The 11035-nt window shown below is 58.1% G+C and carries 9 protein-coding genes; 2 read left to right on the top strand and 7 right to left on the bottom strand.

From position 1 onward, the window contains the following. From ACTO5E_RS08215 to ACTO5E_RS08245, 7 genes are all read right to left on the bottom strand, one after another. Positions 1 to 386: ThuA domain-containing protein (locus ACTO5E_RS08215; protein ID WP_482302929.1), on the bottom strand; the 386-nt coding region annotated here is incomplete at its 3' end. A 164-nt stretch (positions 387 to 550) separates the two neighbouring features. Further along, entirely contained in the window at positions 551 to 1438 is an 888-nt protein-coding gene (locus tag ACTO5E_RS08220) for a helix-turn-helix transcriptional regulator (protein WP_482302930.1), read from the bottom strand. A 494-nt stretch (positions 1439 to 1932) separates the two neighbouring features. Next, a complete protein-coding gene (locus ACTO5E_RS08225; protein WP_482302931.1) occupies positions 1933 to 3588 on the bottom strand; it encodes an extracellular solute-binding protein in 1656 nt (551 codons plus the stop codon). 75 nt (positions 3589 to 3663) lie between these two features. Then, the gene (locus ACTO5E_RS08230; RefSeq protein ID WP_482302932.1) at positions 3664 to 4566 is read right to left on the bottom strand and encodes a carbohydrate ABC transporter permease; all 903 of its coding nucleotides are present in this window, start codon (positions 4564 to 4566) and stop codon (positions 3664 to 3666) included. A gap of 38 nt (positions 4567 to 4604) precedes the next feature. Continuing rightward, entirely contained in the window at positions 4605 to 5558 is a 954-nt protein-coding gene (locus ACTO5E_RS08235; RefSeq protein ID WP_482302933.1) for an ABC transporter permease, read from the bottom strand. A gap of 247 nt (positions 5559 to 5805) precedes the next feature. Next, on the bottom strand, positions 5806 to 7893 hold the full coding sequence (locus tag ACTO5E_RS08240) for a helix-turn-helix domain-containing protein (RefSeq protein WP_482302934.1): 2088 nt from the start codon (positions 7891 to 7893) through the stop codon (positions 5806 to 5808). 88 nt (positions 7894 to 7981) lie between these two features. After that, a complete protein-coding gene (locus ACTO5E_RS08245) occupies positions 7982 to 9715 on the bottom strand; it encodes an alpha amylase N-terminal ig-like domain-containing protein (protein ID WP_482302935.1) in 1734 nt (577 codons plus the stop codon). Between the two features lie 151 nt (positions 9716 to 9866). Here ACTO5E_RS08245 and ACTO5E_RS08250 point away from each other — a divergent pair, with 151 nt between their 5' ends. Together ACTO5E_RS08250 and ACTO5E_RS08255 are read left to right on the top strand one after the other, a co-directional pair. Continuing rightward, on the top strand, positions 9867 to 10523 hold the full coding sequence (locus tag ACTO5E_RS08250) for an AraC family ligand binding domain-containing protein (protein WP_482302936.1): 657 nt from the start codon (positions 9867 to 9869) through the stop codon (positions 10521 to 10523). Beyond that, the gene (locus ACTO5E_RS08255; RefSeq protein WP_482302937.1) at positions 10520 to 10771 is read left to right on the top strand and encodes a helix-turn-helix transcriptional regulator; all 252 of its coding nucleotides are present in this window, start codon (positions 10520 to 10522) and stop codon (positions 10769 to 10771) included. The genes ACTO5E_RS08250 and ACTO5E_RS08255 overlap by 4 nt, the downstream gene beginning before the upstream one ends. The last annotated feature ends 264 nt before the right edge of the window (positions 10772 to 11035 follow it).

Consider the following 11035-nt stretch of genomic DNA (forward strand, 5'->3'; position numbering starts at 1 on the left):
AAAATCTCCTTTTCGCCGTCCTCCCGCCACTTCCGGTTCCAGGTGTCTGTGCCGCAGACCTTGCGGAAAATTTTGGAGGCGTGGCCCGAGTGCAGCACGATCAGGCCCATGCCCCCCAGCACCCGGTTATACACCCGCTCCACAATCTCGTCCGCCACCTGGTGGTGGGCCATGTGCCCCCACCAAATCAGCACGTCGGTATTGTCCAAAACCTCCTGGGTCAGGCCGTGCTCCGGCTCATTCAGGGTGGCGGTGCGGGCGTTCATGCCCGCCTCACGCAAAAAACCGGCGATGCAGCCGTGAATTCCCTGGGGATAAACCTCCGCCACCTCGGGGAACTGCACCTCGTGCAGATATTCGTTCCATACTGTTACATTGACTGGCATAGGATGTCTCCTTTCCGTTTTTTCCCTCTACCTGAAAAAAGCCTCCGGCCCTTCCAGGCTCCCCTCCATTATACCGTGGAGTCCGCACAAAAGGAATGAAGAATACAGCCATCTTTTTGGACATTTCCGACTTCTGCCGGCATAGCCTGCCTCTTTGCCCTCTTTCAGCGGACATGGCCTTTGGCGTAAAAGGCCGGCGGCACACCCGTATGCTTTTTAAACTGGCGGCTGAAATAGAATTGGTCCGAAAACCCGGTTTCCGCGGCAATCTCCCACAGCTTCATGTCTGTGGTGGCCAGCAGCTCCTTGGCCCGGTTGATCCGCACCCAGGTGAGATACTGAAAAATCGACCGGCCGTTTACCCGGTGAAAAATCCGGTTCAGATAATCAAAATTCATTCCTATCATGGATTCCAGCTGCTTTCCGGTAATCTTATCTCCATAGTGGCGGTTGAGATAAACCGTCAGCTCCTCCAAGCGGTGCAGGGTCCGGGCGGGCATCTGGCTGCTCTGCTTTGCCAAAGCGTCCGGTACGCTGTTCTGGGACACGGCAATCAAAATCTCAAGCAGCTTGCAGGCCCAAAGGGTCTGATAATTCTGAGAGGCCCCCCGGGCTGCCAGCGCCTCCTCAAAATACCCGGCCAGCTGCGCCCGGGCCTCGGGGCTCTCCATGTGGGCCAGCTTGGGCAGTAGGCAGCTCTGCATGTCAAATCTCGACGCGCCGTCCTCCATATATCCCGGAACGCACCCCGGGGCAAGAAATTTCCCGGCAGAAAACGGCAGCAGGCTCAGGTTGCTGAAGTGGACGAAATAGTAGTCGCACAAAGCAGGCCTTGTGCCCTCATGCACCATGCCCGGGTGCAGCAGAACCACATCCCCCGGTCCCAGAGAGAACTCCTGGGTATCCTCCCGCAGGTGCATGGCCCCGTCAATCAGATAGTAGAGGATGAACTCCCCGTTCCGGCGGCGAAAATGGACCCACTCCCCTTTGGGGGTGAACCGGTTGAGAAAGCTGATGTGGGGCAGCGTGGTCAGGTTTGCCAGATACTCCATCAAAAACGACCTCCTTCCAGGTGGCTTGTCTCTTGTTATTCTTCTTATTATACAGGATCAGGAGCGGGTCTGAACAGAGTAAAAGCACAGATCTCTCTTTTTTCTTCTTGTGACCCTCCGCCCCCAGTGCGTCCCCCTTTTATCCCCCGCCCTTTGAATTTTGCAGGAACACTATTGATATACTGTGTTATGACAAAATGCGTTCTACCGAACACAGGGAGAAGCCCCCAAACCGCGAAGCATTTCTCTTTTGCCCCGCAAACCATTGGCCCTCTCCAAGCGGATGGAAAGCTTCATGGGTTCTGGCAAACTGTGCTCTATCCAACACGAGCTCTTTCTCTCCCGCTGAAAGAGCACGCCTTTTGCTCTGAGAAAGCGGCAGCCGCCAAGCCCCCTCCTTTGCCAGCTGTTTTTTTCACAGGAAAGAGCCCGGACATGCCATCCAGGCTCTTTTTGTTTCATTCAGCCGACCCAAAAAGCGCTATCGCGCCTTCTCACTCGGCGTTATAGGCGTCCAACGCCTCCTGATAGATTTCCATCAGCCGGTCCAGGCCCATCTGCTTCAGCTGGGCAATATAGCCGTCCCAGTCCTCTTCAATGCCGCCGTTCACAATCCAGTTGGCCCAGCACTCGTTGACGTACTTGTAAATGTCTGCGGTAAGCCTGGAAATCTCGTTCATCTGCTCAGGGGTGTAGTTCACCACGGGGAAGGGCTTTGCCGCATAATCCTTGTAGACCTCGTCAACGGCCAGCTTGGCGCCGTCGCCGCTGTCCGGGGGCAGCTTGATCTTCGCCTCGGTCTCGGGGGTGACATACTTGGGGCCGTAGTCCCGGCAGGTGATCTCCCAGTACCAGACATCGCCGTTTTTGCCCTCGGGGGGATCCAGGAAGGTGATGGTGCCGTCGTCCTGCTTCTCCAAAGCCTCTCCGAAGGGGCCCCAGTAGGACTGGATGGAGATGTCGTCAGAGGAGTAATAGTCGGCCCAGCGCATGGCGATCTCGGGATGCTCGCAGGCGGTGGTCACGGTGAACTCGTTGCGGCGGTAGATGATGACGCCGTCGTTGGCACGAGTCAACCGGTCGCCCCGGGGGCCGGCCAGGGGCAGCAAGGGTACATATTCGTCGGAGTGGGGGTTGGTGTCTGCGGCCACCTCCCAAGCAATGTTGGTACCAACCAAGGTGATCTCCTCATTCTTCAGCTTGGCGTCGGCCTGGCTGCCCTCCTGGGTAAAGTACTCCGGGTCCATAATGCCCTCGGCGTACAGCTTCTCAAAGAACTGCACCGCTTCCTTGTAGCGCTCGTCGGCGGGGATGAAAATGGGCTCTCCGGTCTTCTGGTCCAGAGCCAAATAGTTTCCTTCCATGCTTTCCGCAAGGCCCCAGGGGGTGATAAACTTAATCCAGTGTCCGCACATGTCTCCCTTGCCGCAGCCGCCGAAGGGGATCTCGTCGTTGGGGTCGCCGTTGCCGTTGGCGTCCTGCTCCTTGAATGCCTTGAGCACCTCATACCACTCGTCCACGGTGGTGGGCGTATCCAGGTTCAGGTTGTCCAGCCACTTCTGGTTGATATACAACACGTCGCAGGCCTTGGGCCGCAGGGGCAGCTTGCTGGACAGGGTGTAGATGTGCCCGTCGGGCTGGGTGATCATCTTACGCATAAGGGGCTCTGCCGCATAGGCCGCCTTGATGTTGGGGCAGTATTCCTCAATGTAGTCCTCCAAAGGCACAAACATGTCCAGGTTGGTCAGGATATCCGCATCACCCAGGCTGTTGTTGCCAAAGAACACGTCGGGCAGGTCGCCGCCTGCCAGCAGCAGAGACTTCTGCTCGCCCCAGTCCGCATCGCCGGCATATTGCCAGTCGATGTGCACATTGGTGGTCTTCTCCATCTCCTGAAACATGCTGTTCTCGTTCAGGTCCCGCAGGCCCGCGCCCTTTACATACAGAAAGGTCAGCGTAACAGGCTCGTTGACAATGGGAAAGCCCGTGGGGTTGAAGTTGGCGTCCTCCTCCGCCGGGGCGGCCTCCCCGCTGTTGGCAGCGTTGCTGGAAGCCCCATCTCCGTCCTTGCTGCCGCAGGCCCCAAACAGAGAGGCCAGCAGGCAGAGGGCCAGCGCCAGGCTGAGCACTTTTTTCCAATTCTGCTTCATGATTTTCTGCTCCTTTCAAGTACAATAATTTATTTGACGCCGGCCGCTTTCCTTCTGGCCGGGAAGTCACAGCTTTTACCCCTTGATGGCGCCGATCATCACGCCCTGGCTGAAATACTTCTGCACAAAGGGGTAGACGCACATGATCGGCACGGTGCTGATGATGATCACCGCGTATTTCATCAGCTCCGAGAGCCGCCTGGCCTCCTGAGCGGCCAGGCCGTCGCCGGTGCCGGCCATGGCCTGGTTGGTGATGAGGATATTGCGCACCACCAGCTGCAGGGGCTTCAGCTCCTCTGAGCGGATATACACCAACGCGTTAAAATAGGCGTTCCACTGGCCCACTGCCGTGTAAAGGGCAATCACCGCCAGCACCGCTTTGGACAGGGGCAGCGCAATCTGGAAGAAAAAACGCAGGTTGCCGCAGCCGTCAATCTGGGCCGCGTCAAAAATGCCCTGGGGCAGGCTGCTGTCAAAAAAGGTCCGGGCAATGATAATGTGGTACACTGCCACCGAGAAGGGCAGCACCATGACCCAGATCGTGTCGTAAAGGCCGAAATTGCGGATGGTGAAATAGGTGGGGATCAGGCCGCCGCCAAAGAACATGGTGAACACAAAGTAAAGGGTAAAGAGCCTGCGCCCCACCAGATCCTTGCGGGACAGAGCGTATGCGGCGGGAATGTTGACCGCAAGGCCGATGACCGTACCCAGAGCGGTATAGACGATGGTGTTCCGGTATCCCATCCACAGCTCCCCATGGCGCATGATCTCTTTATAGCCGTCCACCGTAAACTGGCTGGGAACAAACCAGACATGGCCGTTGGCCACCTCCGTGGGGTTGCTGAAGGACGCGATAATAATAAAGCACAAAGGGTAAACCACAATAAGCAGAATAAAGGCGCTTATTCCATAGAGAACAATGTTGAACATCAGGTCGTTCCGAGTTACCTGGCGTTTGATGGAGCCCAGGCTTGCCATAGAAATCCCTCCTGTGGTATGGAAAATAATCTGCCCGGTTAAAACAGGCTGGTGTCGCTCATTTTTCGGGAGGCCTGGTTCACCAGCAAAAGCAGGATAAAGTTGATGACATTGTTGAACAGGCCCACAGCCGCCGAGAGGCTGTATTGGTTGCTGATAATGCCGATTTTGTACACATAGGTGGCAATTACCTCGCTGACCATGCTGTTCAGGGGGTTCTGCATCAGATAGACCTTTTCAAAGCCCACGTTCATAATGCTTCCGGCCCGCATAATCAGCAGAATCACTGCCGTGGGCAGCAAAAAGGGAACGTCGATATACTTGATCTTCTGCCATTTTCCCGCGCCGTCCACAGTGGCCGCCTCATACAGGGCCGGGTCCACCGAGGCCAACGCCGCTATGTAGATAATGCTGTCCCAGCCCGCGTGCTGCCACACGTCGCTCCACACATAGATGCTCTGATAGGCCCCTGCCATGCCCAGAATATTGGGCGGCTCCTGGACGCCAAAGAGCTTTGCGATATTCCCGTAAAGGCCGTTGCTGGGCGAGAGCCACACCAGCAGCATCCCCACCATGACCACCGTGGAGATGAAGTGGGGCAGATAGGTGGCCACCTGCAAGGTCTGCTTAAAGCGCTTTACCCGAATCTGGTTCATGGCCAGGGCCAGGAAGATGGGGAAGGGGAACCCGGCAATCAGGCTGTAAAGGCTCAGAGAGATGGTGTTGGTAAACAGCGATTTTACCTGAAATGAGTTAAAGAAGGTCTGAAAATGCTGCAGCCCCACCCACGGGCTGCCCTCAATGCCCGTTTTAGGGGCAAAGTCCTTAAAGGCGATCTGAATGCCATACATGGGGATGTATGTGAACATAAACAACAGCACTACTGCGGGAAGCAGCAGCAGATAGAGCCCCCAGTTGCGGACAATCCGCCGCCAGGCAGACAACAGGATTTCTTTTCTGTCCAGTTTTTCACCGGCCGCTTTTGCTGACATTTGCATCGCACCCTTTCTTTTTGGGCCCAGCACCACCCTGGGAGGCCCTGGCCCGTTTTTAACACAAAGCTATTACACCCTTAAACCCACTGGGGTAAAACGAGCTAAATCAATATCCGTTCAAACTTTTTGTTCTATCGCCCGATTCCGCCACTGGTTCCCATGAAGGAGCCGGCATAAAAGCAAAACCAAGCCCGGGCAAACAGAATCTGATCGGCAAGGCTGGGCGTATTGCTCACGCATCCCCCTAAAACCGCAAAAACAGCACGCTGTGCGGCGGCATGGTGAGAGTTCGGTCCGCTTGGACCTGGTCCAGCACATCCTTTATCTCAAAAACCGAGGGCGGCAGCACGGTTGCGCTGAAATAAAGCGCCGCCTCCCGGCAGGGGCCGAAGGAGGAAATGTCCACGGTTTTCTCTCTGCGAAAGGAGGCGTTCACCACCGTGGCGGCAATCTCCCCCTCCGGGCTGCTGGTGACCACCGCCTCCTGAGAGGCGGAGCACAGCCGGTTTCCTCTGTGACGCTGCATCAGGGAGAACACCTGCCCCTGGGCGGTCATAGAGACTTCCTGGGGCCCCACCCACAGCAGGCCCTCGTTTACAGCCTGAAAATGGCAGGCCACGGCAATCCCGCTTTTCTCCGCCTCCTCAATCAGCAGGTGCATGGCCAGCGCGGCATACACCCCGTCGGTCACGCTGGAGGGCCGGTACCAGGCGTACCACACATTCCACTCGTCCAGCGAGATCCGCACATTGGGCTCCAGCCACTGCCGACACTGGCGAATCAACGCCCGCATCCGCGACACAGATGCAATGCACCGGTCATACTCCTGCTCTGTGGCCGCAAGACTGGTGTAGCAGGGGGCGTACCCATAGTAATGTTGAGAGACCAGCTGGGCAATGCTGGAAAGAGGCCGGGCCGACAGCTCGGCCCACTCCTTGCTGGGGTATGGTCCGGAGGAGCACAGGCTCAGGTTGGGCGAGGCTTCCAGCATTTTCCTGCCGTTTTCCAGGGCGGTCTGGCAGTAGCCCCCAGGCGTGTTGTCCCCCTCCATATGGCCGTAGCCGAATTCGTTACCCAAAGACCACAGCTGTACATGGTAGGGCTCCTCATGTCCCCGCTCCGCTCTAAGCCGTCCGTATTTGGTGGAACTGCCGCCATTGCAATACTCCACCCAGGCGGCGTTTTCCTCCGGCGTGTTCCAGCAGGGGTTGATGGTGATAAAAGGCTCCGCGCCAATCTCCCTGCACAAGGCCACAAAGTCGTCGGTGTTAATCTCGTCATAGTCATACCCCATGGTGTGGGGCTGGGTCTCCAAGCCCAAATACGACTGCAGGGGCGCCCGCATGTCCACAGGCAGCAGGCCGTCCATCCAGTTATACTCTCCGGCAAAGTTGCCACCCGGCCAGCGCAGCACACTGATCCCGATCTCCTTCATGGCCTCCACCACGTCCCGGCGCATCCCCCGGAAATGGTCCTTTGGCATCAGGGAGAGGGCTCCCAGGCACACCGCGCCCTCTCCCTCCCAGAAAATACGGAGATCCCCGTCCGGGTCAGCGGCATTGGGGACCAGCTCGACCTCATAGCGGGTCCAGTCCCCTGCCTCCACCAGGACGGTCCGGCAGTCGTAGACCGTCCTGCCGCTTCGGTCTGTCAACGCTGCCGAGAGAGAAAGCCCTTCTCCTGCCCGCGCCACCAGGGCGAACAGATACGCCCTCCCCTGCTGAAGGGCCAGCCCATGCTGCCCCAGCCCTGCCCGCTCTCCCGGGCAGGGGTTCAGAATACGCAGGGAATTGCACTCTAAAATTCGGTTCATGCGGTAGCCCTCTCCGTGGCGGGTGTAGGGCGTGTCAAAGGTAAAAACCGCCCGCTCTCCCACGGGATACCACTCCATCGCGCAGCCGCTGCAGGCCAGGGGCTTTCCCGCAAACTTCCGGTTGCGCAGCATCTGGGCCGACAGGCCTGTGTGCAGGCAGGACCGGGTGTGCTCCAGATTGCTGCCAAACAGCCAGGCCGGCACCATCAGCTCACCCGGGGGCGAAAACGCCAGCGAACAGGGCCTGCTCTCCTGCGCCTCCTCCCCGCATTCCCCTGCTCCGTCCAGGTTGCTGCTGCGGGCCACATTCAAAAGCTCGCCGCTTAAAATCTCCACCACACTCACCCGCAGCTCCGCCGCCAGGCGGTTCAGCAGGGCAATGTCCGGCAGGCTCTTTCCCCTCTCCCATTTTGACACAGCCTTGTCCGTCACATCCAGCCGCTGTGCCAGCTGGACCTGAGTCAGGCCCAGGCCCAACCGCAGCCGGGTGATCAGTTTGCCTGTTTTTGTCATGTTCATAGGCTCCACTCCCCTCTTTTTTTATAACAATACCACAAACCCGGCTCTCTGCCTACCGACTGTTGGTTTACCGCCCGAGGTCAGCCGGCTAAGGCGTTTTATTCTTCTCCTCGTCCACCAGCACCGCCGTCTCATAGCCCCCCAGCGTCCCGGAGAAAGCCTTGCCAGAGATCAGCTCCCGCTTCCCCCGAAGCTCCGGCAGGGAGACGTCCCCCTCCTTTGCATGAAAGACCAGGGTGGCGCACTGTCCGCCCAGCTGGCGTTTCATGATGAGCAGCCCCTGGGCGTCCTCTCCCTGCCGGCACAGCAGCTCTCCCTCGGTCAGCACAGGGGCCTGCCGCCGCAGCCGGATCAGCCTCTGATACCAGGCCAGCATGTCCCGGTCCTGCCGGGCCGGGTCCCACAACATACCCCGGCGGCAGTCCGGGTCATCGCCCCCGTCCATTCCCACCTCGTCGCCGTAGTAGATCATGGGCATTCCCGGCAAAAGCAGCTGAAGGGCCGCGGCCAGACGCTGCTTCCTCGGGTCCTGCCCCACGGTGTGGAAAAATCTCGCCGTGTCATGAGTGTCGATAAAGTTCCACAGATACCCTTCCAGCTCCCGGTGCAGGTTTCCCCGAAGAAATCCCAGCTCCTCCAAAAACGCCGAGGGCCGTCCGTCCTCCCCGGCAATCAGCTCCCGTACCCCGTCCCGGAAGGGGTAGTTCATCACACTGTCCCACTCGTCCCCTTCGAGAAAATCTCCTGCAAAGTGCCAAATCTCCCCCACAATGAGAGCCTCCGGCTTCACCGCCTTGATCTCCCGCCGGAACCGCTTCCAGAAGCTGTGGCTGATCTCGTCCGCCACATCCAGCCGCCAGCCGTCAATGTCGCACTCCCTGATCCAGTAGGCCGACACATCAATCACAAAATCCGCCGTCGCCTGGTTCTGCAGGTTCAGCTTTGGCATTCCCCCCGCATAGCCGAAGGTTTTGTAGCTGGGCTTTTCTCCTTGCTTAGCAGTGAGAGGGAAATGGCCGGCATAGTACCAGCTCCGGTATTCCGACTGGCTTCCCTTCTCCTTCAGGTCCCGAAAGGCGAAAAAGTCTGTGGAGCTGTGATTGAACACCCCGTCCAGCACCACATACATTCCCCGGTCGTGGGCCCCGCGGACCAGCTCCTTCAGGTCCTCCTTTGTGCCAAAGGAGGGATCGATGGTATAATAGTCGTCAATATCATATTTGTGGCTGGACTTGGACTGGAACACCGGCGTCATATACAGAATGTCCACCCCCAGCTCCCGCAGATAGTCCAGCCGCTGAATCACGCCCCGCAGAGAGCCCTGCAGGCTGGCGGCATGGCCAATAGGGGCCTGATACCAGACCCCGTCGGAGACCTCCTTGTCTGTGGCGAACCGGGAGGGAAAAATCTGATAGACCACCTTGTTTCTGGCCCAGCCGGGCAAAAGAAACCGCTCCTCCTCCCGCAGCGGCTGAGGGCAGTCGAACATCAGCCCCGCATCCTGAATGGGCTGGCTATAAAAGCCGTGGCCGCCAAAATACAGCGTCTGGCCCTCAGCGTCCTCCATCTCAAAAAAGTACCGCAGACAAACCACGTCAATGTCTACAACCGCCTCATAATAGTCTCTGTACCGGTCTGTGCAGGCCAGGGTCATCTCATGGGTCTGTTTGGTAAGGCTGGCAGGCAGGTATTTCTCCTGGGTATGTAGGCGCGCCCTGGCCAAGTCCCCCCGCTTTGTTTCCAGCCGGATAAGAAAGCGGCCCTTTTCCAGGGCATAGCAGTAGCGCTTGTCTTCAAAATGTCTGATCGCCGCAAACTCCATATTTTCCGCTCCTTTGCTTTTTATGCTCCGCCCAACCCCAGGCCCAAAGCCCAAAGCAGGCTCCTCTTGCATTTTACTCCCTCCGGCGGTATAATTCTTGCAGTATCTTCCTGTCATTTTAACACAATCCTATTTTTCGAGAGGGCTGTCTATGGACCACACCAACCTGCACGAAACCAAAATACACGGAAGCCCCGCCTTCCCCTACAGCGTCTACCACGGCCGCATTCCCGAATGGATGCCCTCCTTTCCCCTGCACTGGCACGAAAGCTTTGAGCTGATCTACTGCGACAGCGGAAGCGTTCAGGCCTCTGTATGGGGCCAGACCTATGCTCTCCATGCCGGGGACCTGCTGGTGGTCCTGCCTCAGGCGGTCCACTCCATCCAGCAGGCCGGCCCGGCAAGGGGGTCCTATTTCAACATCATTTTCGCCCCCTCCCTCCTTATGGGCCCACAGGGCGAGCCCTGCTACGAGAAATACGCCCTCCCCTTTGTCACCGGCCAGCGGACCATGAAAAGCCTTCACCCGGCCGGCTCCCCCTTCTGCCAGGCCGTCGCGCCCTGCATCCGGTCCCTGATCGCCCACCGGGAGGAGAGCAGCACAAGCTGCGAGCTGATGGTCAAGTCAGGGCTGTTCCTCATTCTCCACGCCATGACCCAGCACAGCTCCCCCGTCCAGGAGGACAGCCGCAGCCTCCTTGCCTACAGCCGCCTGAAAAAAGCCCTCTACTATGTTCAAAGCCACTACGACCAGCACACCACCGTACAGGAGGCGGCCGCTGCGGCTTTTCCGAGAGCTACTTCATGAAGCTGTTCAAAGACTTTACCGGCAAGAGCTTCCACGCCTACCTGATCGACTACCGCCTGGAGCTGGCAGCCGGACAGCTGGCCGGAACCGCCTACCGGGTGGTCGACGTGGCTGAGAACTGCGGCTTTCACAACCACTCCTATTTCACCCGGGCCTTCCGAAAGAAGTACCAGATGACGCCCCTGGCCTACCGCAAAGCGGCTGGCGCAGAAAAACCGGGCTCCTCCCCAGGCCAGCCGCCCCCATAACAAACGGGCAGAGCCCCAGCCCAAAGCAGTGCTCCGCCCCAAAACTGCTGTCTGGTCTGTCCATAAAGCCCCAAGCCTCCCCCTGTCAACAAAAGACTTTTCAACCCCGCCGCTTTGTGGTATAATATGTTCTGACGAACACGGGAAACACGATATAAATAGACTAGGGCTTGTTTGAAAATAGAGGAAATGCCGGATTTTTGGTCCAAAGGAGGCGATTTCAAGGAGAAAACCGCAAGTAATACTTGCGTATTACGAGGATTT

Source organism: Acutalibacter sp., assembly GCF_056800975.1.

What these genes read in the sequence shown, in the direction of transcription:
- ACTO5E_RS08240 (WP_482302934.1), bottom strand. Translation starts at nt 7,893, where the DNA reads ATGAACATGACAAAAACAGGCAAACTGATCACCCGGCTGCGGTTGGGC.
- ACTO5E_RS08245 (WP_482302935.1), bottom strand. Translation starts at nt 9,715, where the DNA reads ATGGAGTTTGCGGCGATCAGACATTTTGAAGACAAGCGCTACTGCTAT.
- ACTO5E_RS08225 (WP_482302931.1), bottom strand. Translation starts at nt 3,588, where the DNA reads ATGAAGCAGAATTGGAAAAAAGTGCTCAGCCTGGCGCTGGCCCTCTGC.
- ACTO5E_RS08220 (WP_482302930.1), bottom strand. Translation starts at nt 1,438, where the DNA reads ATGGAGTATCTGGCAAACCTGACCACGCTGCCCCACATCAGCTTTCTC.
- ACTO5E_RS08250 (WP_482302936.1), top strand. Translation starts at nt 9,867, where the DNA reads ATGGACCACACCAACCTGCACGAAACCAAAATACACGGAAGCCCCGCC.
- ACTO5E_RS08255 (WP_482302937.1), top strand. Translation starts at nt 10,520, where the DNA reads ATGAAGCTGTTCAAAGACTTTACCGGCAAGAGCTTCCACGCCTACCTG.
- ACTO5E_RS08235 (WP_482302933.1), bottom strand. Translation starts at nt 5,558, where the DNA reads ATGTCAGCAAAAGCGGCCGGTGAAAAACTGGACAGAAAAGAAATCCTG.
- ACTO5E_RS08230 (WP_482302932.1), bottom strand. Translation starts at nt 4,566, where the DNA reads ATGGCAAGCCTGGGCTCCATCAAACGCCAGGTAACTCGGAACGACCTG.